Here is a 26097-nt window from a genome sequence, read left to right on the forward strand (position 1 = left end):
GTCGCAAGCCGAATTGTGCAGGCTTGGAACGCGCGCCGAGACCACACCCACTCATCGCCGCCCCACCTGCTGCCGGCGTGCTGTCTCACAACCAGCCGCGACGGGCCGCGATCACTCCGGCCTGGAAGCGGTTGGCGGCGCCGAGGAGGTCGTGCAGGCGGCTGATGCGGCGGCGCATGGTGCGGACGGACCAGCCGAGCTGGCGGGCTATCGCCTCGTCCTTGAGGCCGCTGACCAGGAGGGTGAGGACGAGTCGGTCCTCCTCGCCAAGGGGGTCCTCGGCGGGGGCGTTGAGGGGCAGGGCCTGCTTCCAGCACATTTCCCAGTAGCCGGTGAGGGCATCGAGCAGGGTGGACGGGCGGATCACCGCGGCGCGGACGTCGTTGAGGTCGAGGGAGAGCGGCATCAGGGCGAGCCTGCGGTCGGCGATGGCAAGTTTGATGCCCAGGCCGGGCAGGACACGGGCCTGTTCACCGTGCCGGACCAGCTCTCGGATGTCGTCCAGGACGCCCGGCCATTCCAGGGCCTCGGGGGCGTAGACCGCGCGGTACCGTACGCCACGGCCGAGCGCCGTCGCCTCGACCGGGTTGGAGGTGGTCAGGGCGTACGGCGGCCGGTCCAGGGTCATCACGTCCTCGTGGGCCTCCTGCTGAAGGCGGACGAACCAGCGGCCGAGCGCCTCGCTGCCGGTAGTGATCTCCACCTCGTCCTCATAGGTCGCGCCGGTGCGCGCGGCGGCGAACAGCCGGGACAGTTCGTCGGCCGCCGAACGGACCCGCTCCAGCTCATTGCTTCTGGCCCGCACCAGCGCCTCGACGGCGGCTCCCGGCTCGATCGCGGCGTACCGGCGGCGGGAGCCGGCGAGCCGGCCGACCAGCCCGTGGTCGCGGAGCCGGTCCAGCGCCCTGGCGACGCGCTCGGCCGAACAGTCGAGATCCGCGGTGAGTTCGGCAGGCGCCGCCGTCCGCCGGGTCAGGACAGCGCGGTAGACGCTCTCGTCGAACGGATCGATGCCTGCCGCCGTGAGTTGCGGTGTCTCGGGAGTCATGGACGGATGGTGGCCCAATTGTGCCAGCGGCAGCAATGGGCCACGTAGATCAGTTGTGCGGCAAGTGCCCTCACCACTAGGACCTTTACGCATGGCAATGAAGTCACGAAGATCGCGTCACGCCGCCCTCGCCGCCGTTGTTCTCGCCGGCACGTTGGCGGCGACACCGGGTGCCGCCAACGCGTCCACGCCCGACCCGTCGCAACGAGTGCTCGTCGAACTGTCCGGGAACCCAGCGGTCACCGCCGCGCCCGGTGGATCGCTGCTGTCCGCCGAGGCCGCCCACGGCGTCGGCGCCGCCCGCCGCGCGCTCGACGCGCGGCAGGAGACGTTCCTCGGCTCGGCGAAGAGCGCCGGGCTGCACCCTTCGGCGACCCGCAAACTGGGTCTGCTCATCGATGCCGTGGCAATGACGGTGCCCGCGTCCGAGGTTGGGCGGCTGTCATCGCTGCCGGGCGTCACCGCCGTCCACCCCGACACCCGGGTGCTGACGAAGACGGACGTGAGCGTGCCGCTGATCGGCGCACCCGGCGTCTGGCAGCGCAAGGACCCGGCCGGAAGCCGCGTCACCGGCAAGGGGACCACCGTCGCGATCCTGGACAGCGGCGTGGACTACACCCACCCCGACCTGGGCGGCGGACTCGGCAAGGGGCACAAGGTCGTCGGCGGACACGACTTCGTCAACGGTGACGAGGACCCCAAGGACGACAACGGCCACGGCACCCACGTCGCCGGCATCATCGCGGGCAAGGCGGCTGAGAAGGGCGGCGTCACCGGCGTCGCGCCCGGCGCGAATCTGCTGGCCTACAAGGTGATGGACGCCGACGGCTCCGGCTACACGTCGGACATCATCGCCGGAATCGAGGCGGCCTCCGATCCGGCCAACCCGCACCGCGCCGATGTCATCAACATGAGCCTCGGCGGCCCCGGCGACGGCACCGACCCGCTGGGCCGCGCCGCGACCGCGGCCGTACAAGCCGGTGTGGTCGTGGTGGCCGCGGCCGGCAACGACGGACCGGGCACGGGTACGGTCAGCAGCCCCGCAACGGCCGACGGCGTGGTCGCGGTCGGCGCGTCGACAAGCAATCTGCGGCTGCCCAGCGCCTATCTGGCCGGCAAGAAACCCGAGTTGATCCAGACCTACCGCGGCATCCTGTCCGCGAACCCGCCGGAGCACCCCGTCACGGCGCCGCTCGTCGACGTAGGCGAGGGCACCGCCGAGGACTGGAAGCGGGTCGGCGACGTACGCGGAAAGATCGTGCGGGCCGAGATGCTCATCGCCTCCGACGCCCGGTACCTGACGGCGAACGCCGTGGAGTGGGCGAAGGAGGCGGAGAAGCGCGGCGCGATCGCCGTGCTGGCCGGCCTGCCCTCCAACGACGGCCCGGTGTTCGTCGCCGGAGCGCCGGGAGAGGTCCGGCCGCCGGAAGTGAACACTGAGCCGGGAGTGGCCCAGGTGCCGTCCTCGCCCGCGCGGATCGACGCCTCCGGCGACTCGCTGCGCATGGACCACCTGGTGGTCATGGGCATCGACTCGACCCAGTACACGGAGTTGAGCGCCCGACTCGCCGCCGGGAAGGTCTCGGTGACGCTGCGCGGCACCGACACCACCGACCGGATCGCCTCGTTCTCCTCACGCGGTCCCGCACAGGACTTCGGTTCGAAGCCCGATCTGGTCGCACCGGGCGTGGAGATCCGCTCCACCGTGCCCAAGGCACTGTACGGGCCCGGCCAGTACCGCATGTCGGGCACATCGATGGCCGCCCCGCACGTCGCCGGCGCTGCGGCCCTGCTGCGCCAGTTGCATCCCGGCCGGACGCCCGCCGAGATCAAGGCCGAGCTGATCGGCACCGCGAAGCCGCTGAGCGGCACCGGGCCGACGACGCAGGGCTCGGGCCGGCTCGATGTGGCCGCGGCCGCCTCGGCCAAGGTCAGCGCCTCGCCGGCGTCGGTGTCGTTCGGACTCGCCGATCTGTCCCGGCGTCACATCGGCGGCATCGCGAAGGTGACGCTGCGGAACCCCGGCAAGCGGCCGGTCGCGACCTCGCTGCGGACCGACGGTCCGGCCACGGTCTCGCCGAAGCGGGTCACCGTACCGGCCGGGGGGACCGCGACCGTCACGGTCTCGCTGCGCGTCGCCCGACCGGCGGCCGACACCGAGATCAGCGGCCGTCTCACGGCGACTCCCGATCGGGGACCGGCGATCGGAGTGCCCTACCTGCTCGCCGTCCGGTATCTGGCCGTCCAGGCCGCACCCGACCCGAGCGACGGTCACTCAACCGTGCACATCGCCCCGCCGACCCGGCTGGCCGCACCGCCGGTCGTCACCGTCACCCCGCCTCGCGGCAAGGCCGTCGATGTCACTTCCACGCTCGATCCCGCCAGCGGCTACTACCGGGCCGAGGTGACCGGCAGGGTGGCCGGCGCCTACCGGGTCTCGGTACGCGGCACCGCCGGCACCGGGCAGCGGCTCACCGGCGCCGGCGCCTTCGAGGTCACCCCGGTCGACAGTCGCGGGGACCGCTGGGAGCCGGTCGGCCCCAACAGCGAGGCCGGTTCGGTCGCCCTCTCGCCGAGTCGGCCGAAGCAGGCCGTCCTCACCCAGTACCAGAAGGCGGCCCCCTGGCTGACCACCGACAGCGGCGCCTCCTGGCGCCAGTTGGGCCGACTACCGGTCGCGGACGGCACGGGTCCGCTCGTGGTGGACACGAAGAACCCCGACCGCTGGTGGTACGCCGTGAACAGCGTTCACGACGGCAGTCGCCGGGGCGCCATCCTGCGCACCGATGACAACGGTCGGACCTGGCGCACGCTCGACGTCCCGGACACCCGCGTCGTGGCGCTCGCCGCCGATGAACAGACCCGCACCCTGGTCGCGGTCACCTCGGACGCACTGCTGGTCAGCACGGACGCGGGCGACCACTGGACGACGTATCCGACCGGCGTCACCGGCAGCATCACCGCCGTCGCCGTCACCGGTGACACCCTCTATATGACGACGTATCACGGCGTCTGGGCCCGCTCCGGCATCGGCTCGGGCAACCCCGGCGAGGCACGCCTGCTCTTCGCCCCGTCCGGCGGGGGCGTCGGCGGGCCGGCCGCCGACTCCTCGGTCGTGGCGGTGTATGTCCCGGGCCGGGGAGTTGTCGGTTCCCGTGACGGCGGGGAGACCTGGACCACCCTGCTGTCCATGACGGACGGCGGCCTCCGCCTGACCATGTCGGGTGACGACCTGTACCTGAGCACGCTGTCCGGCAGCGGCCGACTCAGCCGCGACCACGGTCGGACGTGGACCACGGTCGCCGCGCCGTCGCGCGCAGCGCTACCGATGGACTACGACCGTTGGGCCGACGGTTCCGTCACCGTCTCCAGCGAGCAGGACGGTCTCTACCGGGGTGCCGCGGACGGCACCGGATATCGGCGGATCGGTGTCCAGGGACTGACCGTCAACGATCTCGCGGTCAGTGACGGTCATCTGCTCGCCGCCACCGACAGCGCGGTCTACCGCACCGCTCTTCCCGTCGCGAGCCCGGAGTGGGGCCAGTCGGGCGGCGAGGGCAGGAGGGGCGTCACCGTCCCGCAACTTGCCGTGTCGGCCAAGGATCCGAAGGTGATCTGGAAGGTGCGGCGCACCGCGTTCGGCTCATTCACCGTCGAGCGCAGCGGCAACGGCGGTGCCACCTGGGAGAAGAGGGGCAGTTCGGCGGAGGTGCCGACAGCGCTCCTGGTCCACCCCGCCGACCCGAACCGGGTCATGGTCAGCTTCCGAAGCCTTCTGGGGCAGGGGCTGTTCGCCACCAGTGACGGCGGCGCGACGTGGAAGAACCTCTACCACGAGCGTTCCTTCGACACCATCGCGGGCGACCCCGCAAATCCGCTGCGCCTGTGGCTCGGCAACACCGCCGGTCTCTACCGGTCCGACGACGGCGGGGTGACCGTCACCAAGGTCGCCGACGGCCCGGTGACCGCGATCGACCTCGACGGACGGCGTCTCGTCGTCGGCGGCGAGAGCATCCGCGTCAGCACCGACGGCGGCCGGACCTTCCGCACCGCGGACACCGGCGCTCTCGCGATCCATGTCTCCGACCTGCTCCAGGTCGAGGACACGCTCTACGCGGCCACCACCAGGTCCGGGGCCAGCGGCCTCCTGCAAGGCGGCCGCGGCGTACTGCGCAGCACCGACCACGGTCTGAGCTGGCACAACATCTCAACCGGCCTGCAGAACACCGACACCACCAAACTGGCTGCGAGCCCCGACGGCCGCATGCTCTACGTCGGCACCGTCGACGGCGGCGTGCACCGTCTCGACCTGCGCCGCTGATCGCTACGGGCCGGGCGCCCGGACGGAACCTCTGTCCGGACGCCCGGTCCCCGCGTTGACGCGGCCGGTGGATCAGCGCAACGATCACGACGGCCGGGCCGCCCAGCGCGGCTGCTCGGTCTGGGCCGAGGGCCATGACGGCGGGCCGGTCCTCAAGATCCGGGTATGGCCGCGGGCTGCCTACCGGGCGAGCGGCCCCGCCGCGGACGAATCGGCAACGCCGATCGGTCACGGCTGGACCGGGTCCTTCGAAAGCGGGTATTCGCCAGGAGCCGCTGTGCTGGTCGACTGCAAGGCGATGGCGGGCGCTGGTCTGCTTGTCACGGCCGAGACGAGCTGGAAGTCGGAGGATCTCTCCGCCCAGCAGGTGCTCCAAGTAGCACGTGTCGCGACCGAGACGGCGCGTCGTGCAGCCGGCCACGCCCACTGCGAGGGCGCACTCGGCGAACGTCCAGGAACTGTCGACCGCACGGAGTGGACGAAGCGGCCCGTCAGCCGGGCGACGGGCACTTGCCGCGGCGTGGTGACCGGGCGTGAGGCTGCTCGGCTGCGCGTAACAGACGTCACCGAGAAGCCTGCGGGACGCGCACTGACGGAACAATGCGATTTGAATCGGGGCGAGTTGGACCTGTTCAGTATGACCGCCTACTACGGGCCGTCTGCGGAGGAGGAGATGTATCTCGACGGCAGGCATCCGGGAACAGTGAAGGGCGCATACACCCGCACCATCGAATGCGGGGGCGCCATCGGGACCGCCTACTTCAAGCTCGTGCGCGTCAAGGACAAGGCGGCGGACGGCGCCGTCGGAACGCATGGAACGAATGATCCCGCGGCGCTGAAGCGGGTTCTGGAGTCGTACGCCACCGCGTCGGGCACGAGGCACGACTGCCCCGCCCGCTGACCGCTTCCACCGGACTGCGCATGCGGTGGCCCCGCTTGAGCAACTGGGGAACGACGCGTGGTCACGTGTGAGCGTGACCGGCCTCACGGGCACGGTGAGCTACTCCCGGGATCTCATCACTTGGGTTGCCCATCATGCGTCGACGTGGAAGAGCAACTCCGCGCAGGCCTGGGCAGGAACCGAATCAATGGTGAAGCCGTCGAAGGGGCAATTGAGCTGCTGAAAGGCCTGTCCGTGACGAAATCCAGCACGTATCTGCTCGCCGCATCCGCTGCGCTTGCCCTCACCGTGGTCGGCTGCGACGCAGGGTCCACACCGGCCGGCGCCGAAGGAGGTGTCAAGGCAAAGGCAGCCCGATGGTCCGAACCGGACCGGTATTCTTTCCGGCTTCTCTCCGAGTCCGGAGAGCGAGGCGGCCTTGGAGAGTACCGGATCACCGTGGGAAACGGGAAGGTCGTCAAGGCGATCGGTCTCGACGAGTCGGCCCGGCGTACCGTCGAGGAGAATCCGCAGGATGTCCCGACGCTTGCCATTCTCCTCACTGACGTCCAGAAGGCCCGTGCAGGCGAGGCTGATGTCGCGGAGGCGGTATTTGCCGCAGATGGACACCCCACTGAGATTCACATCGATTGGCTGGCGAATGCCATCGATGACGAGGCCGACTACCTCATCACCGAATACCGCGAACTCCCCTGACCGGCACGCCCCCAAACGGCCGGGTCTGCAAGCAGTGATGGCCACACACCGTCCGGTGTGCAGCCATTGGCCGTGCACACGGGCGTGATCGCTTCCCTCGGTCAGCGCTTCGAGGCAGTGGTCCGCCGCGGGGCCGGTGTCGCCGCGGCCGGCCACAAGGCTCCCCCACCGGGGTCCGCCCGACCGGCCGGGGCCACGCCGGCAGGCCTTCTGGGGCCGCCAGGCCGTCGCGCCGGCCGAGCTGTTCACCGAATGCGCCGGGGTGCTTGCTTCGGGAAGGACGATGTCTGAGTCGGATCCCGGGGTCGGCTGGCCGGGTTCGGCCTTCCGGATACGAGTGCGAGCGCCCGGCGAGTGTCACCGGCCCGGTCGTTCCGTGATCCAGCGCGCCACGATGTGCGCGCGAACACTGCGGCGAATGACGGGCCCGTTCCTTGGGGGCCCGGGCGGGCGGCGTCCGGGGAGGTTCGAGGGCGACATGGGCGCTGGTGTCCCGTACCAGGAACGAAAGACCGAACCCGGCGGCGACGAAGAAGACGCCGATCGCTTCGGGGGCCGGCCGCAGGCCGTGGGAGGCTGCCAGGTAGCCGGTGAGCAGGGCCGTCGTACCGACGGCGACGTATCCGGCAGCCTCGTTGAGCCCAGTGGCCAGACCCCGGCGCGCCGACCCCACAAGGTCGATTTTCATATTCACGGTCATCGACCACGTCATGCCCTGGTTGACGCCCAGCAGGACGTTCGCGGCCAGGACCCACCACCAGGACGGGCCCCACGCCAGGACGAAGGGCACCGGCACACCGATGAGCCACCCTGCCAGGAGGAGTTGCCGGCGCCGGAAACGGGCCTGAGGGCGCCTGCCGCGAGGTTGGTGAGGGCTTTGGCGAGGCCGAAGGCGACGATGAAGGAGAAGACGGCCAGGTAACTCGTCAGTCCGAAGACGTCAGTGCCGATGAGCGGGACCGTCGTGCGCTCCAGACCCGACGAGCGAACCGACACTGGCTGTGACGATCACGAGCAGAGTGAACTGGGCTCAGTTCTCCCGGAGGCCCAGCCGCACTCCGGGCGTGGGCGGGACCACACCGGTCCGCTGTTCCATCGCTCCTCCTTTCCGCCCGAGATCCGACAATCTGCAGGGTCAACATACCCCCACAGGTATTTTTCGTCCGTGACGCAGAATACCCATGGGGGTATTTGACTTCCTCCCGCAGGGCTGTCTACGGTCGGAGGCAAGCAATACCTACGGGGGTATCCGAGAGCGAGGAAGTCTTCATGCGTGAAGTGGATCTGTGATCGATGTCCGGGAGCCCGACGAGTACCGGGCCGGCCATGTGCCCGGTGCCCACCCCGCGCCGCTGTCCACGCTCGGCGCTGTCGTGAGTGCCCTGCCCGGGGATCAGCCCGTCTACGTGATCTGCGCGAGTGGTAACCGCAGCGGCTGGGCCGCCGAGCAGCTTGAGGCTCTCGGTGTGGACGCCGTCTCGGTCGCAGGCGGCACCGCCGCATGGACCCGGGCAGGTCACTCACTCGACCGTGGCGCTGCGGCTGAGGCCGCCTGAAGCCTGAACCCCGGCCCCATTCGGAAGGCGCTGTCGCGCCTTCGAGCAACTTTCCGCACCCGCCCGGGTGCGCGTCCCCCGACGGAGGGTTTGCCGTGCTCTTCACCCAGTACTACCTCGACTGCCTGTCACAGGCGTCGTACATGATCGCCGACGAGACGACCGGCCAGGCCGTGGTCGTCGACCCGCGCAGAGACGTCTCGGAGTACCTGGCCGACGCCCAGGCGCACGGACTCACCGTCACGGGCGTCATCAACACCCACTTCCACGCCGACTTCGTCGCCGGGCACCTGGAGATGGCCGACCGCACCGGCGCCTGGATCGGCTACGGCCGCCGCGCCGAGACCGAGTACCCCATCCGCAAGTTCACCGACGGCGAACGTGTCTCCCTCGGCGGTGTCACCCTGCAGATCATGGAGACCCCCGGGCACACTCCCGAGTCGATCAGCGTCCTTGTGTACGAGCACGCCGACGACACGGTTCCCTACGGGGTGCTGACCGGCGACGCCTTGTTCATCGGCGACGTCGGCCGTCCCGATCTGCTCGCCTCCGTGGGCGTGACCGCCGACGAACTCGGTGCGATGCTTCACGACAGCGTCCAGAACAAGCTGATGGCGCTGCCCGAAGCGGTCCGGGTCTTCCCCGCCCACGGCGCCGGCTCCTCCTGCGGCAAGAACCTCTCCACCGAGAAGCAGTCCACCATCGGAGAGCAGCGCGCCACCAACTACGCCTGCGCGCCGATGAGCCGTGAGCACTTCGTCGCACTCGTCACCGCCGGCCAGTCCGCCGCGCCCGGTTACTTCGCCTTCGACGCGGAACTCAACCGCAAGAACCGTCTCCTGTTCGACCCGGCCGCGGCGCCCCGCCCACTGTCTTTGACCGAGTTCACCGAGCTGCGACAGGCAGGGGCGGTCGTGGTCGACTCCCGTTCCCCGGAGGAGTTCGCCAACGGTCACCTGCGTGGGGCCGTCAACGTACCCGCCGAGGGCCGGTTCGCCGAACAGGCCGGCACCGTCCTCGACCCCGCCGACAAGCTGATAGTCATGGCTCCGGAGAACCGGGAGGAGGAAGTCGTCACCCGCCTCGCCCGTATCGGCTTCGACCGTGCAGTGGGCTACCTGCGCAACCCCGAGGACGCCCTGAAAGAGCTGACCGAGGAGGTCACTCCCGCGAGTCGCCTGACTGCCGCACAGCTGCGCACCACCCTACGAGGGCAGAACCCTCCGCTCATCATCGACGTGCGCACCTGCGGAGAGCGCAGCGCGAACGGCTTCATCGAAGGCGCCATGCACATACCCCTGAGCGAACTGCCCACGCGCCTGGGCGAGATCCCCGCCGACCGGCCCCTCGTCCTGCACTGCGCCGGTGGCTACCGCTCCTCGATCGCGGCCAGCCTCCTGCGCCACCGCGGCTTCGAGGACGTCTCCGACATCCTCGGCGGCTACGCCGCCTGGGCCCTGCCGACGGAACCCGCCGGCGCCTGACCGCCTGCCTCCCGCAGCGTCCCGGCACGCCCCGGACAGAGGGTCATCCCCCGTCCGAGGCGGTCACTCAGGACCGATTTATACCCCCTGGGTATCTGAACTCTCTTCGAACGGAGCCTCCCATGACTGAGAAGTCCACCCAGACCCCCTCGATCACCCCCGCCGTACTGCACCGCCTCGTACAGGAGGAACGCGCACCGCGAATCCTCGACGTGCGCACACCCGGTGAGTTCCGCACGGTCCACATCCCCGGCGCCTACAACGTGCCCCTCAGCACCCTGCGCGAGCACCGGAACGAACTGCTGGCCCACCTCGACGAGGAGGTCATCCTGGTCTGCCGCTCCGGGGCCCGCGCCGCCCAGGCTGAAAAGGCTCTGGCCGAGGCCGGTCTGCCGAACCTGCGCGTACTGGAGGGCGGCATCAATGCCTGGGAGATGGCAGGCGCTCCCGCGAACCGCGGCGCCGACCGCTGGGACATGGAGCGCCAGGTTCGGCTCGTCGCCGGTTCGATTGTCCTCGCCACCGGGGTGGTGGGCCTCTTCGTTCCCGGCGCCCACCTCATCGGAACCGCGGTCGGCGCAGGCCTGACGTACGCGGCTCTGAGCAACTCCTGTGCCATGGGCGTCCTGCTGTCCAAGCTCCCCTACAACCGCGGACCGCGCACCGATATCCGCAGCGTGATCGCAGAACTGCGGGGCACGTCATGACCGCCCTGGTATGCGCACCGGCTGCCACGTGCAGCAGCCGTGCATAGATCTCGCGCGGAACACACCGATACCGGCAAGTTGCCCACCGGCCGGTAGGGCGGTGCTGCGAGCGCGGGCGCACCGCCTTCTGCATGCAGCAGGGCTCCGCACAGCGGGCGACCGCACACCCTGCTGGTACCCCGGCCGGGGCGGCCTGGAGTACCAGCAGGGTGTGTCAGGTCCCGAGATGTTCGAGGAGCCGGCTGATCGGCACGTCGTCCGCCGAATCCCCACCGTCCTTCTTCAAATGGCCGATAACGACCTTCTGGGTTCCGAAGTTGCTGCCGGTGCAAACACTCACGCCGAGCTCGGTGTCCCCCCAGGCGCAGCCGAAGCTGAGCCATGAGTCGCCCCACGGGCCGGCGTTGGGCGGCGGCACGGTCAGGATGATGGTGTGTGCTTGTGGTGGATGAGACCGCCGGTCTCGGTGAACACCAAGCCGTGCGGGATCTCACCGAGTTGAAAAACTGTTGGCCACAGGTACTCCTTGCTCAGCAGGGGAACAACACATCACACGGTATTAACATGAAAGCCCTCTTTGTCACTTGCCAGGGTCAAACCCCGGTTTGAGCGGACCCGAAGCACACGCGATGACCCCCGCTGCGCCCGCGCCCTCCCCCGCTCGACCCAGCAGGCGAACGGCACCGCATCCGGTCCGCGCTTCCAATTGCGGCTCTGATCTGCTGCTTTCCTTGGGATGCAGCAGGGCCAGGAGCAGCAGCCGCAGGCGTCGGGTGTTACTGCACTCACACGTGACAGCCTCGCAGCACAACGGGTCCACCTGCGGGAATGGGGAGTGAGGCTCACAGGTCTCACAGGGCGTGGATGGGCAGAGGACGGTTCCGTGCAGGGCGCGGAGTCCGGACGCAGATGCGCGAGGTCCCGGACTCGACACCGATCCTGCCGCCGCTCCCAGAGTTCGAAGCCGCTGACCGGGGAATGCAGGACTGCAACCGCCCATTCTCGCCATGCACCTGACGGAGGACAACCGGCTCCACATCACCATCAGCTGACTCTGCCCGCTCCGGCATCGGCGTGACAGCGCAGACGGCGTCGGAAGTCACTTGGTGCACCATTGCCTGATCAATGTCGACGAGACCGGTCGAGCTCGTCCATCGTGCGCAGGAACGCAGCCTTCAGATCGACGTTGTACTGGTGCGCGAGGATCAGCACGGACCACAGGCAGTCCGCGAGTTCGTGCTCCAGAGCGGGACGGCCACCCGGCATGTCACGAGCGCCTTCCTGTGCCATGACGAGCTTTGCCAGATCGCCGACGTCCCCGACGAAGCCGAGCATGAACTCCTCGCGTGTCCACACCCGGCCACGTTCCCGCAGGTTCAGCTCGTCGTAAAGGTCATGGATGCGCAGGGCGCGGCGCTGAAGTTCGTTGAGGTCCATGTCTCAGCCTTTCCGTACGCGCCCTGCGTAACCTCTTGGCTGCGACCGGGGTGTCACGTAGCAGCAGGCAGGGTCGGTGGAGTGCGGGTCGGGAGCGATCCGCGATTGCGCAGGGTCGGGACGCGTACGGTGCACCATCGTGAGCAGTACTCCCGGGGGCGCTGGGCGGAACTCGGTGAGACCGCGGCAGCGAGCGCCCAGGAGGCTGAGGCAGTCGTCGACCGGAGCTGACGAGGCCGGCGGAGCCGCGGCTATACGAGAACAGGGCCTATGTCGATGCGTGCGACTGGTGCCCCGAATGTGACATATGTGGCAAAATGGCGTATGTGGCATTTGGTGCTGAAGACAGGCGAGAGGAGTGCATCATGATCGCCAAGCTGCTCGGCAAGCTGTCCTTCACCCGCCACTACGGTGCGTATGGGGTCGCATGGGATGCGTACGTCGGCGACGACAGGGTCTGACCGCACTGTCGGCGGGCGCCCCCGGGCGCCCGCCGGCTCCCAGACACGCTGCCGACGATATCGGCCTGGCCAGGTACGAGAGTCAGGGACGATCTCATGGGCCGAATGAATGAGCCGCCGAGGTTGCCCGAAGGCAGCTTCGCAGCCTGGAGCCACGACCGGCTAGCGCTGGCGCGCCGTGGTGCTGACGAGTGCGGGGACGTCTGGCAGCTGGAGCCGGGGGTTTACGTAGCCGCTGCGGCCGGGCCGTGTGAAGCAGTCCTGCGCCGCGCGCAGGACTTCGCCCAGGCATCCTCGCCTCTCTTCCCGCCGTTGAAGCGGTCGAGCGGAGCACCGACGAATGAGGAGCGCGCGCACGCCCACGCCGCCCGCATGCGCGGACTACGCCCGCAGGCGGTTGCAGCCCGGATCGGTGAGATTGCGCCCGGGGCCGCTCGATTTGCTGACCAGTGGCCCGCAGGCCAGGACGTCGAGATACTGCCCCTGGTCCGGCACGCCCTGGCAGAGATCGGCGTGCGCTACCTCTTCTCCGAAGACGCTCCCACCCTGCTGCCCTTTGCCTCACAGCTCTTCCTGGCCCGGGAGGTGCTCGTACGCCCCTCGCGCTGGGTATGGCCGCGCTGGATCCCCACACCGGCACGGCGGTTCCGCACGCGGCAGCAACTCGCCTTCACCAACGCTTTGCGGCCCATCGTCCGCCGGCGCCGTTCATCGGGCCGGCTCGGTGACGACATGCTGGGACAGATGCTCCGGCCCTCCTCCGGCTACGGCCTACTGCCGGAAGAGGCCATCCTCGACACTCTCCCCGGAATCACCGTCGCCACCTTCGAGACACCTTCCCGGGCAGCCGGATGGATCCTGCTTTACCTGGCCCGACACCCCCAGGCAGCGGAGCGCGTCGCGGCCGAAGCCGCCTTGCTGCCCGCGAACCCGGCCGCGACGACCAGCACCCACCTCGACAGCCTGCAGTACACCCAGGCACTGGTACGCGAGGTGCTCCGACTGCACCCCCCGACCTGGCTACTGACCCGGCGCGCCACGCGACAGACTCAGCTCGCCGACTACACCATCGACGCCGGGTCCACCGTTCTCGTCTGCCCCTACACCGCCCACCGCGACGCACGGGAACACTCCGAGCCGGACCAGTTCCAGCCCGAGCGCTGGCTCGATGATTCGGGCCCGCCAGCGAAACCCGGGGTCTTCCTCTCCTTCGGTACCGGGCCGCATGGCTGCGAGGGAGCCGCTCTGGCCATGACGATGCTGACGCTCCTGACTGCGCAGACCGCCCGCTGCTACCACTTGAGCGAGCCGTCAGGACCGGAACCCAGCTACCAGGTCACCACCTTCGAAGGTCTCGCAACTGTCGGCTTGCGGCTGCGTGCCACCTTGCGCAGCTGAGGCCGTCCTGCTCGACCCGAAGATCCAGGTCGTGCGCAATCTCGCTCGCGAGTACGGCGCGCATCTGCTCGCTGCCGACGGCATGTTCGCCGAACTCACCGCGACGACCGGGCCGGAGTACTGGGCCGCGGACGGCATGACCGTGCTCGTTGAACAGGCGCCTTCAAGGACTGCCAAGTCGATCCGGTCGCCGTCCGGCGGCTTGTTCACGGGCGGACGACCTGAGCCATCTCGGGGTTGGGGGCGATTGCCGGGCGGCGCGCGGTGTCGCTGATGCGGATCAGGATGCCGACGAGGGCCCAGTTGGCGATGACGGAGGAACCGCCGTACGCCAGGAACGGCATCGTCATACCAGTCAGCGGGATCAAGCCCATCACACCGCCGGCGACGACGAAGACCTGCAGGGCGAACGCGCCTGACAGGCCGATGGCGAGCAGTTTGCCGAACGGGTCGCGGGCGGCGAGGGCGGTGCGCACGCCGCGCTCCACGATCAGGCCGTAGATCAGAAGGATCGCCATGATGCCCGTCAGGCCCAGTTCCTCCCCGAAGGTGGCGAGGACGAAGTCGGAGTTGGCGGCGAACCGGATGAGGTCGGAGTGGCCCTGGCCGAGGCCGGTGCCCAGGGTGCCGCCGGAGCCGAACGCCCACAGCGCCTGCATCGATTGCTCGGAGTGACCGACCATGTCTTGGCGGCTGAGCGTGTACTCCTTCAGCGGGTCGAGCCAGGCCTGGACACGCTGCTGGACGTGCGGCTCGAAGGAGGCGACGCCGACGGCACCGGCCGCGGACATCAGCAGACCGAAGACGATCCAGCTGGTGCGCTCGGTGGCGACGTACAGCATGATGACGAACATTCCGAAGAACAGCAGAGACGTGCCGAGGTCGGTCTCGAAGACCAGGATCAGGATCGAGAGGAACCAGATGACCAGGATCGGGCCGAGGTCGCGGCCGCGCGGCAGGTACAGGCCCATGAAGCGGCGGCTGGCCAGGGCCAGCGCGTCGCGCTTGACCATCAGGTAGCCGGCGAAGAAGACCGCGAGCACGATCTTCGCGAACTCACCGGGCTGGATGCTGAAGCTGCCGACATGGATCCAGATCTTGGCGCCGTAAATGTTGGCGCCCAGGCCCGGGACCAGCGGCAGCAGCAGGAGGAACAGGGCGCCCACCATGGAGATGTAGGTATAGCGCTGCAGGACGCGGTGGTCCTTGAGGAAGATCAGGACGACGATGAAGAGGGCGATGCCCATCGTCGTGTACATCAGCTGCCGCGGCGCTGCCGTTCCCGCCTGTTTGATCGACTGCAGCAGTTCGGACTGGTCCAGCCGCCAGATGACGACCAGGCCGAGTCCGTTCAGCAGGGTGGCCAGCGGCAGCAGCAGCGGGTCCGCGTACGGCGCGAACTTCCGCACGACGAGATGGGCGACCCCGGCCAGCAGGCCCAGGCCCAGGCCATAGCTCAGCAGGCCGGACGGCACCTGGTTGTTGATGGCCAGGCCCGCATTGGCGTAGGCGAACACCGGGATGACGACGGCGAACACCAGCAGCGCGAGCTCGGTGTTGCGCCGGATCGGCGCGCCGATCGTGGATGTGTGGTGCGCCGACGTGTTCGTAGTGATGCTCATTGTGCGACAGGGCCCCTCACGGCTTGCCTACTGCATACCGCACAGCGAGCTGGCCTTCTGCTCTTCCTCCGAGAGGCTGGGGCCGGGGCTGGGAGTGGGTGCGGTAGTGATCTCGGACGGGGACGACGACGTCGAAGCCGACGGAGTCGGCGGCGCTGTCGCCTTGGATGTCGCCTAAGACGTAAAGGAAGTGTGCGTGGTTCCTGTGGTGTGGCCGGACTGGGATTTGCCCCCGAATCCTGGGCACCCGATACACCTACACAGGTTGGACTCAATGCGGGACACGGATCGCAGCCTTCCTCGCTCGGTGACGCCGATCGGCGCGCACACCGCGTCGAGGACCCGGCGGTGGCGCTCGGTCTCGTCCGCATCGATCCACAACCATTCGTTCACCGGCCCCCACGCGGCCCGGCACGCCTGGTGGGTGAAGTCGCCGTGGACCCGCGTCCCGTCGGCAGTCCCTTCCTCCGTGTCGGTCATGCGGACGAACTTGACGCCGGCCCGGTCCTGCATCCGTCAGGTCAGGGTGAACTGCGCGCACAGCGCGTGCGACATGACGTCGACGGGGACCGGCCGCGAGAGTTCGGCGGCCTTCTCGTCGTAGCCGGAGGGCTCGCCGCGCATGGCCGAGCCGCCGCCCCACCGGCGGCCGTGGTGGACGCCTGGAACGCCACGCCGATTGGGCGCGGCGCCGGGGCGCGAGGCGAATCCCGGTTCGGACCGGCCCGCCCCGCTGTGCCGGCGTGCTGCCTCAGCAGGGTCGACCGTACGCCACAGGCCGCCAGTCACCGCACGAATCCGCAGAGAACTCGGGAGGTGTTGTGCAGATGACGGAGCGCGCGTCGCTCGGAATCACCCGTCGATGGGCGCGGTCGGCAGCAGCGCCGAAGGTCCCGGTAAGAATTACTACCCCCGTCACCACATCTGCTGGTTTCGTGAGACCCCAGCCTCCGGAGTGGCCGCCAGCGCACGCAGGAAGTCGGCCGGATCCTGGTAGCGGTCTGCTGGGTCGTGGGCGAGGCACGTAACCACCACGCCGCGTAGTTCCTCGGAACCCGTGAGGTCATCAAAGGAAATGGGCTCGCGGAGAATGGAGAAAATTACCTCCACATCGTTAGCGCCGGTGTGGGGAGGGTGTCCAGTGATGCACTGGTACAGCACCACCCCGAGCGCGTACAGGTCCGACCTGATGTCCGCCTCCGTGGCTGACCGTAATTGCTCGGGAGCCATGTAGGCCGGTGTGCCAACCATAGACCCGACCGCCGTGTCCCTGTCATTCTCATCCACCCCTGTCCAGCGGGCGATTCCGAGATCGACAACCACAGGTCCGCGAATCGGGTGGGCGATAATGTTGGACGGTTTGAGGTCGATCCGACACAGATTCAGAGAGTGCAGGTGCAGCAGCGCTTCGCCGAGACACCTTCCCATCTGAACGACGCTTGCGGGGGGCAGTTGCCCGTTCTCCTCCAGGACTTGGGAGAGCGCGGGGCCATCGAGCAGTTCCATGATCAGCGCCCATTCCGGAGCCGCCTCGACGATCGCGATGGTGCGTGAGATGTTGGGATGCCGTATTTGCATGCCGATCTCGGCCTCGCGGCGGAAGCGGACCAACATCAAGTAATCCTCTGCCAGATGATGGTGCAGCACCTTGATCGCCACGTCCTCACCAGTCCGCAGATCACGGCCACGGTAGACGGCGCCCATACCTCCGGACCCGACCAGATTGCGCACTTCGTACCGGTTGGAGAGGCGTGTGATCGGAGGTTCGAGGCCGCGCTCGGGCGTCCACGCAGGCGCAGCGTCCTGACGTGCTCGGAAGATGGCGAACGTGGTGTCCCAGTTGCGCAACGCCGGCGCCGGCAGGCCCACATCGGCCCGCTCGCTCTCGTTGTGGCGCGCAAAATTCGCCAACCTGCGAGAATATGTGTCCGCGAGTTTGTAATAGGTGATTCCGGTGGCTGCGGGGTTACCGTAGATGGTGGCGTTGGGGCGGTCTGCCTCGTTCACCACCTCCAGGACGCCGCCGCGCACGAGGTGACGCAGGAGCCGTTCCACCGTGGGACTGTCCATCCGAAGCAACGGGTCGAGCTGGCCGTCGCTCGTGACGTCCGCTGCAGCGAACACCCTGCCGCGGCTGCGCAGTGCCCAGTCCGCAACGTGATAGCCGCCCAGCCGCCACCGGTCGTCGTCGATTGGCACGGGAGCCAGGATGTCCGTTGTGCCCGTGGGTGCAGTTCCTGACACGATTCCGTCCAAGTGGCTGTAGAACAGGATCCGTTGCCAGGCCTCCTCCCCGACGCGCAAGGCGGGGTTTCCTGAACTGTCCCAGACGACCAGAGAGTTGAACTCCTGCAGCAGCCGACGTGGGACGCCTCGCGACTTGAAACGCAGATAGGCGATTAATAGGGCCAGCCGTGTCAGCTCGCCCTCCGGGCCGCTCAGGTCCAACGTCGGGTTCAGCTCCGAGCCCGTGGAAGATGACGGCAACGGCGGCAGTCCGCGCTCTGTCCGTCCGCGCTCGGCCAGCTCCTGGACCAGGATCTCCGGCGCCGCCCAGAGGCACGGTACGTACATCCGCCACGCGAAGACGCTCTCGTACAAGCCGTTTCCCCGGTCCACATCCGTAAGTGCCCGGTCGTGGAGATCAGGCCCGGCAACCAGGATGAAGTGGGCGCCGCGTGTGGTGAGGACGCTCTTGAACGAGCCAAGCAATCTTTCCAGGTCGGTTATCGCGTCCTCCGCGTTGTCGGTCAACTTGTCGACCTCGTCGAGCACGATGACCGGATGGACCCGCAGCCGCGACCTGCGGCGGCGCAGGCGACCCCTGGCCGCAGGCCGGCCGTGTCTGCCGCTGAGTAACTGGATGATGCGAATGAGGTCATGCTCGACGTCCGTCTCCGAGTAGGCCAGGAACGAGGCCTCCGTCGTACGTGTACTCATCCGCTTGCCCGCCAGACTCAGAGTTGGTGCGACGGATGCGAGTAGGCCCTCCTGAGCACCCATCCCCAAGGTGCCGCCGCGCTCGCTGCCCTCTGATTGGGTCTGCGTGAAGGACAGCGAGGTGCGGGTGTAGGCGAGTAGCAGCGACTCCCGGACGTCCGGTGGCAACTGCGGAAAGAGACCTCGGTCGTCCAATGTCTCGAAGATCCGCCGGACGACGGCGAACAGCAGCTGGTTCGACTCCATTTTGCGCGCGATGCTCAGATACACGACCAGCAAGGTGTCGTGATCGGAGCCGCTGCCCAGTCCACCGTCGGTCGGCTCGGACGCTGCCTGCGCGAGTGCGCGCATAACGAGTGTTGTCTTGCCCACCCCGCGAAATCCGGTAACCAGGAAGGCACCCCCGTGCGAGTACGTCAATCGCTCACGCAGTGACGCAACGAGCTCATCATGGCCAAGGACGGGAATCGAGGCGTCCCCGACGGGCAACGGCTCGTGAATGAACCGGAATTCCTGGTGCAGTGGCACATGCAGCACAACGTCCCCCTCAGCCACGTCGGAGAAGTAGCGTAAGGCGCCGTGCGCCCCGAGACGACCTCACTGCCCGCCCGACAGCACCGTCACCCGCGATGGTACTGTCGTCGTCGTCCAGCTCAAGGCAGGCATCGCGCCGGTGCGATGGAGAGGCCCGCCGCGAGGCCCACGACCCACTGGAATCCGCCGGCGACGCTGGATTCGCCACGGCATCCGGGGCCGCCTCCGCGACAGAGACGGCCGCGCCCATGCGTTGAAGCGACTGGCATTCGCATCATCCAGTTACTCAGCGGCAGACACGGCCGAGATCTGCGTCCACGGCCACAATGCGATCAAGGGCTATCGCCATCGCCCGGATGCCACGGCGGAGGCGACAGAACCGAACGGCTGGTTGCAGTTGGTGATCAACCGGACCGCGAATGTTGAGGAGAAAAGACGGCAGTGCCGTGGCAAGCCACAGATCTCACCGAAGTGCGACCGTGCCAGGGTCGGGCGGCGCCCTGGACCAAGGCCGCGGCATCGATGGTCTCTGCGCGGCCCACGGCCACCCGCAGCGTCACGGCGGCCACGACTCCTGCCACCAGCCCGCAGGTCAGGGCGGCCGGGACGCCGCCACCCATGCCGGCGGACAGGTACAAACAGCTCCAGCGCCTGTGAGAGCGGTGGTGTAGTCGGTGGGGCCGGTGCCGATGATGACGACATCGCGTATCCCGCTCACGCCTCGGCCTCCGGGGCGATCTCTGCGATGAGGCCCTCGACGAGGGTCTTGATCTCGTCACGGATGGGGCGGACGGCTTCGACGCCCTGTCCGGCGGGGTCGTCGAGCTTCCAGTCGAGGTAGCGCTTGCCGGGGAAGACGGGGCAGGTGTCGCCGCAGCCCATGGTGATGCACACGTCGGACTCGCGGACGGCATCGATGGTGAGGACCTTCGGAGTCTCGGCGGAGATGTCGATGCCGACCTCGGCCATCGCTTCGACGGCGGCGGGGTTGACGGCGTCGCCGGGGCTGGAGCCGGCGGAGCGGACCTCGACGCGGTCTCCGGCCAGGTGGGTCAGCCAGGCGGCAGCCATCTGGGAGCGGCCGGCGTTGTGGACGCAGACGAACAGGACGGACGGCTTGCCGGAGGACTCGGCCATGGTGATCGTTCTCTCTCGTCGCATGGCGGTACCAGCCGCCAATGACTTCAGTCCCCGCTGGTATCAGCAGGCGGTGATGTGAAAGTATCAGCACATGCTGACTTCAGTCGATCCTGATCTGATCCGGGTGCTGGGCGATCCGCTCCGCCTCCGGATCGTGGCCCTGCTGGCCCGCGAGACGCTCTGTACGACGCACCTGGTCGAGGAGACCGGCGCGAAGCAGACCAACCTCTCCAATCACCTGAAGGTGCTGCGCGAGGCCGGTGTGGTGGAGACGGAACCGTGCGGCCGCTTCACCTACTACAAGCTGCGCCCCGAGGTCCTGGCCGGCCTCTCCGAGCAGTTCGCCGCGCTGGCCGAGTCCGCCCGCAGCGCCGCCGGGAACAAGAGGGCCTGCCCGTGACCTCCACCGAACCCACCACCGCCGCGGCGGTCGGGGACGACTCGATCGTCAGGAAGCTCTCCACTCTCGACCGCTATCTCGCGGTGTGGATCCTGCTCGCCATGGCCGTCGGCCTTGGCCTGGGACGGCTGATCCCGGGGATGAACGACGCACTGGCGGAGATCGAGGTCGGCGGGATCTCCCTGCCGATCGCGCTCGGCCTGCTGGTGATGATGTACCCGGTGCTGGCCAAGGTCCGCTACGACAGGCTCGACACCGTCACCGGCGACCGCAAGCTGATGGTGTCCTCGCTGGTCATCAACTGGATCGTCGGGCCAGCGGTCATGTTCGCGCTGGCGTGGATCTTCCTGCCCGACCTGCCCGAGTACCGCACCGGCCTGATCATCGTCGGCCTCGCGCGCTGCATCGCCATGGTCATCATCTGGAACGACCTCGCCTGCGGCGACCGCGAAGCCGCCGCCGTCCTCGTCGCCCTCAACTCCGTGTTCCAGGTCATCGCGTTCGGCCTGCTGGGCTGGTTCTACCTCGACCTGCTGCCCCGGTGGCTGAACCTCGGCGACGGCCAGGGCCTGGACGTCTCCGTCTGGCACATCGCCCTCAACGTCATCATCTTCCTCGGCATCCCGCTGCTGGCCGGCTTCCTCACCCGCCGCATCGGCGAGCAGAAGATGGGCCGCGAGAACTACGAGGCGAAGTTCCTGCCGAAGATCGGACCCTGGGCCCTGTACGGGCTGCTCTTCACGATCGTGATCCTGTTCGCCCTCCAGGGGAAGACGATCACCTCGCAGCCCCTGGACGTCGTCCGGATCGCGCTGCCGCTGCTCGTCTACTTCGCGATCATGTTCTTCGGCACCTTCCTGCTCGGCAAGGCCCTAGGGCTCGCCTACGACCGCACCGCGACCTTGGCGTTCACCGCGGCGGGCAACAACTTCGAACTGGCCATCGCCGTCGCCATTGCGACCTTCGGCGTCACCTCCGGCCAGGCCCTGTCCGGAGTCGTCGGCCCGCTCATCGAGGTACCCGTCCTGATCGGCCTCGTGTACGTCGCGCTCGCCTGGCGCAAGAAGTTCATGCCCGCGGAACTCACCACCCCGGGAAGAGACGACTGATGCACTGCCTCGACTGCCGCACCACGGGACCGAACAGCACCACCATCGGCCTCTGCCAGGGCTGCGGAGCCGGAGTCTGCGCGGCTCACGCCCGCATCGCACCCCGGAGCGTGCGTCGGGGCAGTCTGATCGGAACCCCGGTGAGGCCGAAGCGCGGACGGTGCTGTGCCCGGTGTGTGCCGCAGCCGAGGCACCCGCCGCAGCGGCTCTGTCCCCGAGACCGAGGTGAGCGACGTTGTGGTGATCGGCGGCGGGCAGGCCGGGCTCGCCGCCGGCTACTGCCTGCGCCGCAAGAAGCTGGACTTCGTGATCCTCGACGCGCAGAGCACGCCCGGCGGGGCCTGGCAGCACATTTGGGACTCCCTGCACCTGTTCTCCCCGGCCGCGTTCTCCTCCCTGCCCGGCCGTCTCATGCCCACCCAAACCGGCGAGGAGTACCCGGACGCCGGGCACGTGCTGGAGTACCTGACCGACTACGAGCGGAGCTACGGCCTGCCCATCCACCGCCCGGTCCGCGTCCGGGCGGTGCGCCGGAACGGAAAACGGCTGCGGGTGGAGACGGACACCGGCGGCTGGTCGGCACGGGCGGTTGTCTCGGCCACCGGCACCTGGTGGCGTCCCTTCCTGTCCGCCGTCCCCGGCCAGGAGGTATTCACCGGCCGCCGGCTCCACACCACCAACTACCGGCGCCCGTCCGACTTCGCCGGACAGCGAGTGGTCGTGGTCGACGGCGGTGACTCCGGCGCACAGATCGCGTCCGACCTCGCCATCCACGACGGCATCGACCTGACCTGGGTCACCCGGCGCCCTCCCCGCATCCTCGCCGCCGACATCGACGGCCACGCCCTGTTACCCCCGCCACCGCCCGCCGCCGCGCCCTGGACGAAGGCCGCACCAACACCGACGGCGTCGCCCGCTCGGCAACATCGTGGCCGTCCCGCCGGTCCGCACAGCGCGCGACGCGGGACTGCTGAAGGCCCAGCCAATGTTCGAGCGGCCCGTTACCGACGGCATCCGGTGGAGCGAGGGCACGACCGGATGCGCGGGCGCGGTGATCTGGTGTACCGGGTTTCGCCCGCCCTCTCGCACCTTGCCTCGCTGGGGTTGCACGGCGTACGGGGCCACCGACGGCACCCGCACGGTCGGTGAACCGCGGCTGCCCCTGCTCGGCCACGGCGACTGGACGGGCCGGCCTCCGCGACCCTCATCGGCGTGGGGCGCCCTGCCCGTGATGCCGTCCGTCAGATCACCGAACTGCTGGCCCGAGGTACTGCGGCATCCTGGAGGCATGCGGATCGAGGTCGTAGTCGTAAAGGAATGCCCGAACGAACAGCTGGCCGTCGCCCGGTTGTGGCAAGCGCTGGAGGCTGCCGGGCTGCACAACGTCGATGTCGTCACCCGGGTGGTCACCGACCAGACCGAGGCCGAACGCATCAGTTTCACCGGTTCCCCGACTGTCCTCATTGACGGAGAAGACCTGTTCGCAGAAGCCGGACGAACGCAGGGGATGGCTTGCCGTCTCTACCGCACACCCGAGGGCTTGGACGGCGCCCCCAGCATCGGCCAGCTGCACCAGGCGCTCGCGACCGCCTTCCACCACGAACCCTGATCCCGGCTCACCGCGATGAGATCGGCATGCTCCACCCCTGATGCCGGCCACGCTGCCCCTGCTCCACGAACCCTCCGGATCTCGCACAGGGCGACGGCGGAGGGTGCTGCGTCGCTCCGGCGCCCGCTCTCGTACAGATCGGCGCCGACACCGATCTCCAGGGGCATTCGTGGAGGGCGTAGCGGGTCAGGCGGGAGCGGGCGGCCTGCTCGCTGCCCCGGAGCCTGGGCGACGGTGTTCCACTGCGGCCCGTCCGCGGTGTCAATGCTGAACACGGCGCCGGTCACCAACCGCTCGGTGACGCGTCTCAGGGCCGCGACGACCCGGAGTGCGGCCAGTGGTTCGTCGGCGATCAGAGCGGTGAGGCGCTCGACCTGGCCGAGGAGGGTGGTAAGGCCCCAGCCCGGCGACGGCGCGACGCGGGTTCCGCTGCGGTCGCGGACCCGGCCGGCCACTCATGGCTTTGCCCGAGCCGCGCCGGGCCCGGCGGGCGCATACCCGAACCGGTCAGCCGCCCGCACCCGGCCCGGTTCTCCACGTGGAAACCGGTGATCAACCGGACGTGGCCTCCGCCGGGCCGGCGGGACACCGGTGCCAGTCGTACCTCGCACCGGTGTCAGGACTATTCCGGAGCCGGCACCTCACCGGATACTGCAATTCCGGCCTTGCGGAAGTCGTTCAGCGCGGCAGCTGTTGTGTGCGGGGCGACGCCGACCGAGTAGTCGAGACGTACCCGTGCGCGAAATCCTGCCGCAACAGCATCCAGCGCGGTCGCACGCACGCAGTGATCCGTGGCGATGCCCACCACGTCGACGTCCTCGACCCCACGGGCACGCAGCCAGTCCGCGAGGGAGGTTCCCTCCGCGTCCGCGCCTTCGAAGCCGCTCTTGGAGGCAGAGTGGGCGCCCTTGAAGAAAACGGCGTGCACCTTGCCGTCCGTGACGACGGGTGCGAAGTGGGGATGGAATTCAGCGCCTTCATTCCCTGCCACGCAATGGACGGGGAAGCTGTCCTGGAAGTCCGGGGTCTCGGAGAAGTGGCTGCCCGGATCGATGTGGTGATCCCGGGTGGCCACAACGTACTGGTAGTCACGGCCTGCGCTCCGGTCGACCAGATCGGCGATCGCCGAGGCGACCCGCGCGCCTCCCGCGACGGGAACGCTACCTCCTTCGCAGAAGTCGTTCTGCACATCCACCACGATCAGCCCTCGGCTCATCACGAACACCTTTCAGGATTGTGGAACACAGGAAGGAACCGCTTCGGAACCTGATGCGGCACGAGCCACGGGCACCCGATGACGCCGGGCACCCCGGGACGGGATCTTGCGCTGCGCGGCCGGGGTGCAGGAGACGACGGTGTCCGCGGACGATCCGTCGGCAATGGCGCTCAACGTCTGAAGCTCCGCCTCATGAACGGCCAGCTGCCGGCCCCGCTTCGTCGCCGCCCGCTCCCCCACGCACCGACGACGAGAGAGCCCCGATTCCGCATACCGGGTTCTTGAGCATTCCCCCGGGTATACCGGTCGCCGCCTGCGTCCTGGGCGGAGCGCGGCCTGCGGTCATCCGTACGGCCGACAAGGTTCACCGCAGGAACGATTCGCGGGGCACAGCTCAGAGTCTGCCCAGGAGTTGAGGTCGCGCAGCTGCGGGCTCGACGCCACGTGTCAAGAACGTCTCTCTGTTCCTTCGGAGTAAGGGGACCACCGTCCCGGTCGTCTGTGGGCAAGTTCGGAAACGAGAAGTACGCCGCTCCGGTCCCGACCGCCGGGCACGTACCGGTCGCGACCGGAGCGGAGGAGCACATCGAGCTTCTGCCCCGTCCACGACGGACAATCAACTCCTGCGACGGCGCGGAGTTGAACCCCTTCCGCTGTCAGCGCTCCGGCGCGGGAAGCGACGGCCGGGGCCGGGACGTGCACTACGACCCCTACGGCATGTCTCGCGTCTGGGTACGCAACCACCGCCAGGGCGGTTGGATCACTCGATCTGGCGCCACCTTCGCACCGCCCCGATGCCCATGGGCAAGCTGGCCGGGGACCACGCTCGCCGCATCCTCGTCGCGCGGAAGAGCAATCACTGCCCGATAGTTGACCTTCACCTTGGGGGAAGCCACAGCATCGGTGGGGCCGGGCGATGTGCTCGGCATGAGGAGGAGCAAGCATGGGGTTGCTGACCATCGGGACGTTCGCGAAGGCGTCCCGCCTGTCACCGAAGGCGCTGCGTCTCTACGACGAGCTCGGCCTGCTGCCCCCCGCTCGCGTCGACCCGGTGACCGGCTATCGCCTCCGCCCGGCAGGGAGACCGATACCTGCTCTGCTCCGACGGTCTGTCGACCATCGTGCCGACCGAAGAAATCCAAAGGGTGCTCTCCGAAGGCAGGGAGCCCGAGCAGGCCGTCCGCGAACTCATCACCCTCGCCAACGACTCCGGCAGCCCCGACAACGTCAGCTGCGTGGTCGCCGACGTCATGGAGTTCCGGCAGTAGGAGCGTGCGACATGCACTTCGAGTTGCACCAGATCCGCTCTCAGGAACTCATCCGTGAAGCCGGCAAATGGCGACCGGCTCCACGGCACCTGCTTGCTTGGCTCCGCGGGTGAACGACCGCGCTGCCTGCGGTTGTGCGGGACACCAACCGCCAGCCTGTCCGGCACAACCGTGGGCACCGCAGGTCAGAGCCTCACCCTGCCCACAGTCATCCGGGACAGGACAACCGCACCGCGCCGTCGATCGCGGA

20 protein-coding genes and 2 pseudogenes are annotated in these 26097 nt (G+C 68.6%); 13 read left to right on the forward strand and 9 right to left on the reverse strand.

What is annotated here, in order from left to right; translation table 11 throughout:
- Window positions 1-85: 85 nt before the first annotated feature.
- Window positions 86-1048, reverse strand: a complete 963-nt coding sequence (locus tag IEZ15_RS25325; protein ID WP_189279498.1) for a helix-turn-helix domain-containing protein — start codon at window positions 1046-1048, stop codon at window positions 86-88.
- A gap of 91 nt (window positions 1049-1139) precedes the next feature.
- Between IEZ15_RS25325 and IEZ15_RS25330 the strand changes: the two genes are divergently transcribed.
- The 3 genes from IEZ15_RS25330 (at window position 1140) to IEZ15_RS25340 (ending at window position 6966) form a co-directional block, all read left to right on the forward strand.
- Entirely contained in the window at window positions 1140-5369 is a 4230-nt protein-coding gene (locus IEZ15_RS25330; protein WP_189279499.1) for a S8 family serine peptidase, read from the forward strand.
- 67 nt (window positions 5370-5436) lie between these two features.
- On the forward strand, window positions 5437-6270 hold the full coding sequence (locus IEZ15_RS25335; RefSeq protein WP_189279500.1) for a hypothetical protein: 834 nt from the start codon (window positions 5437-5439) through the stop codon (window positions 6268-6270).
- A 144-nt stretch (window positions 6271-6414) separates the two neighbouring features.
- Window positions 6415-6966, forward strand: a complete 552-nt coding sequence (locus IEZ15_RS25340; RefSeq protein ID WP_189279501.1) for a DUF6174 domain-containing protein — start codon at window positions 6415-6417, stop codon at window positions 6964-6966.
- Here IEZ15_RS25340 and IEZ15_RS25345 read toward each other — a convergent pair.
- Entirely contained in the window at window positions 6941-7762 is an 822-nt protein-coding gene (locus IEZ15_RS25345) for an MFS transporter (RefSeq protein WP_373302618.1), read from the reverse strand. The genes IEZ15_RS25340 and IEZ15_RS25345 overlap by 26 nt on opposite strands.
- Before the next feature lie 490 nt (window positions 7763-8252).
- Between IEZ15_RS25345 and IEZ15_RS25350 the strand changes: the two genes are divergently transcribed.
- From IEZ15_RS25350 to IEZ15_RS25360, 3 genes are all read left to right on the forward strand, one after another.
- Complete coding sequence (locus IEZ15_RS25350; RefSeq protein ID WP_189279502.1) at window positions 8253-8522, forward strand: rhodanese-like domain-containing protein; 270 nt, start codon at window positions 8253-8255, stop codon at window positions 8520-8522.
- 95 nt (window positions 8523-8617) lie between these two features.
- Complete coding sequence (locus tag IEZ15_RS25355; RefSeq protein WP_189279503.1) at window positions 8618-10006, forward strand: MBL fold metallo-hydrolase; 1389 nt, start codon at window positions 8618-8620, stop codon at window positions 10004-10006.
- A gap of 122 nt (window positions 10007-10128) precedes the next feature.
- Window positions 10129-10713 (forward strand): rhodanese-like domain-containing protein, encoded by a 585-nt coding sequence (locus IEZ15_RS25360; protein WP_189279504.1) that lies wholly within the window; start codon window positions 10129-10131, stop codon window positions 10711-10713.
- 214 nt (window positions 10714-10927) lie between these two features.
- Here the strand turns inward: IEZ15_RS25360 and IEZ15_RS25365 are convergent, their stop codons facing one another.
- Together IEZ15_RS25365 and IEZ15_RS25370 are read right to left on the reverse strand one after the other, a co-directional pair.
- Entirely contained in the window at window positions 10928-11131 is a 204-nt protein-coding gene (locus IEZ15_RS25365) for a hypothetical protein (RefSeq protein WP_189279505.1), read from the reverse strand.
- 704 nt (window positions 11132-11835) lie between these two features.
- Window positions 11836-12150 (reverse strand): MazG nucleotide pyrophosphohydrolase domain-containing protein, encoded by a 315-nt coding sequence (locus IEZ15_RS25370; protein ID WP_189279506.1) that lies wholly within the window; start codon window positions 12148-12150, stop codon window positions 11836-11838.
- Window positions 12151-12707: 557 nt separating this feature from the next.
- On the opposite strand from IEZ15_RS25370, the gene IEZ15_RS25375 reads away from it, so the two are divergent.
- Window positions 12708-14009 (forward strand): cytochrome P450, encoded by a 1302-nt coding sequence (locus IEZ15_RS25375; protein WP_229846106.1) that lies wholly within the window; start codon window positions 12708-12710, stop codon window positions 14007-14009.
- Between the two features lie 206 nt (window positions 14010-14215).
- Here the strand turns inward: IEZ15_RS25375 and IEZ15_RS25380 are convergent, their stop codons facing one another.
- The 4 genes from IEZ15_RS25380 to IEZ15_RS25395 form a co-directional block, all read right to left on the reverse strand.
- Window positions 14216-15631, reverse strand: coding sequence for an FtsW/RodA/SpoVE family cell cycle protein (locus tag IEZ15_RS25380; RefSeq protein WP_189279507.1), 1416 nt, complete (start codon window positions 15629-15631; stop codon window positions 14216-14218).
- Window positions 15632-16147: 516 nt separating this feature from the next.
- Window positions 16148-16420, reverse strand: coding sequence for a hypothetical protein (locus tag IEZ15_RS25385; RefSeq protein WP_189279508.1), 273 nt, complete (start codon window positions 16418-16420; stop codon window positions 16148-16150).
- 126 nt (window positions 16421-16546) lie between these two features.
- On the reverse strand, window positions 16547-19108 hold the full coding sequence (locus IEZ15_RS25390) for a serine/threonine-protein kinase (protein ID WP_194535970.1): 2562 nt from the start codon (window positions 19106-19108) through the stop codon (window positions 16547-16549).
- 711 nt (window positions 19109-19819) lie between these two features.
- The gene (locus tag IEZ15_RS25395; RefSeq protein WP_189279537.1) at window positions 19820-20242 is read right to left on the reverse strand and encodes an arsenate reductase ArsC; all 423 of its coding nucleotides are present in this window, start codon (window positions 20240-20242) and stop codon (window positions 19820-19822) included.
- A 94-nt stretch (window positions 20243-20336) separates the two neighbouring features.
- Here IEZ15_RS25395 and IEZ15_RS25400 point away from each other — a divergent pair, with 94 nt between their 5' ends.
- The 4 genes and pseudogenes from IEZ15_RS25400 (at window position 20337) to IEZ15_RS25420 (ending at window position 23363) form a co-directional block, all read left to right on the forward strand.
- Window positions 20337-20645 carry an ArsR/SmtB family transcription factor gene (locus tag IEZ15_RS25400; RefSeq protein WP_189279510.1) on the forward strand — a complete coding sequence of 103 codons (309 nt, stop codon included), beginning with the start codon at window positions 20337-20339 and terminating at the stop codon, window positions 20643-20645.
- Window positions 20642-21754, forward strand: a complete 1113-nt coding sequence (arsB, locus tag IEZ15_RS25405; RefSeq protein WP_189279511.1) for an ACR3 family arsenite efflux transporter — start codon at window positions 20642-20644, stop codon at window positions 21752-21754. Before IEZ15_RS25400 ends, arsB begins: the two co-directional genes overlap by 4 nt.
- A gap of 174 nt (window positions 21755-21928) precedes the next feature.
- Window positions 21929-23014, forward strand: a pseudogene (locus tag IEZ15_RS25415) (ArsO family NAD(P)H-dependent flavin-containing monooxygenase); the annotation flags it as partial.
- A 28-nt stretch (window positions 23015-23042) separates the two neighbouring features.
- Window positions 23043-23363 (forward strand): hypothetical protein, encoded by a 321-nt coding sequence (locus IEZ15_RS25420; protein WP_189279512.1) that lies wholly within the window; start codon window positions 23043-23045, stop codon window positions 23361-23363.
- A 622-nt stretch (window positions 23364-23985) separates the two neighbouring features.
- Here the strand turns inward: IEZ15_RS25420 and IEZ15_RS25425 are convergent.
- A complete protein-coding gene (locus IEZ15_RS25425; RefSeq protein ID WP_114248768.1) occupies window positions 23986-24579 on the reverse strand; it encodes an isochorismatase family protein in 594 nt (197 codons plus the stop codon).
- A 943-nt stretch (window positions 24580-25522) separates the two neighbouring features.
- On the opposite strand from IEZ15_RS25425, the pseudogene IEZ15_RS47170 reads away from it, so the two are divergent.
- Window positions 25523-25648, forward strand: a pseudogene (locus IEZ15_RS47170) (MerR family DNA-binding transcriptional regulator); the annotation flags it as partial.
- 52 nt (window positions 25649-25700) lie between these two features.
- Window positions 25701-25847, forward strand: coding sequence for a hypothetical protein (locus IEZ15_RS25435; protein WP_373302619.1), 147 nt, complete (start codon window positions 25701-25703; stop codon window positions 25845-25847).
- Window positions 25848-26097: the final 250 nt, after the last annotated feature.

It is taken from the genome of Streptomyces atratus, assembly GCF_014648655.1.
Taxonomy (GTDB): Bacteria; Actinomycetota; Actinomycetes; order Streptomycetales; family Streptomycetaceae; genus Streptomyces; species Streptomyces atratus.

What these genes read in the sequence shown, in the direction of transcription:
- IEZ15_RS25325 (WP_189279498.1), bottom strand. Translation starts at nt 1,048, where the DNA reads ATGACTCCCGAGACACCGCAACTCACGGCGGCAGGCATCGATCCGTTC.
- IEZ15_RS25330 (WP_189279499.1), top strand. Translation starts at nt 1,140, where the DNA reads ATGGCAATGAAGTCACGAAGATCGCGTCACGCCGCCCTCGCCGCCGTT.
- IEZ15_RS25360 (WP_189279504.1), top strand. Translation starts at nt 10,129, where the DNA reads ATGACTGAGAAGTCCACCCAGACCCCCTCGATCACCCCCGCCGTACTG.
- IEZ15_RS25370 (WP_189279506.1), bottom strand. Translation starts at nt 12,150, where the DNA reads ATGGACCTCAACGAACTTCAGCGCCGCGCCCTGCGCATCCATGACCTT.
- IEZ15_RS25375 (WP_229846106.1), top strand. Translation starts at nt 12,708, where the DNA reads ATGGGCCGAATGAATGAGCCGCCGAGGTTGCCCGAAGGCAGCTTCGCA.
- IEZ15_RS25380 (WP_189279507.1), bottom strand. Translation starts at nt 15,631, where the DNA reads ATGAGCATCACTACGAACACGTCGGCGCACCACACATCCACGATCGGC.
- IEZ15_RS25395 (WP_189279537.1), bottom strand. Translation starts at nt 20,242, where the DNA reads ATGGCCGAGTCCTCCGGCAAGCCGTCCGTCCTGTTCGTCTGCGTCCAC.
- IEZ15_RS25400 (WP_189279510.1), top strand. Translation starts at nt 20,337, where the DNA reads ATGCTGACTTCAGTCGATCCTGATCTGATCCGGGTGCTGGGCGATCCG.
- IEZ15_RS25420 (WP_189279512.1), top strand. Translation starts at nt 23,043, where the DNA reads ATGCGGATCGAGGTCGTAGTCGTAAAGGAATGCCCGAACGAACAGCTG.
- IEZ15_RS25425 (WP_114248768.1), bottom strand. Translation starts at nt 24,579, where the DNA reads ATGAGCCGAGGGCTGATCGTGGTGGATGTGCAGAACGACTTCTGCGAA.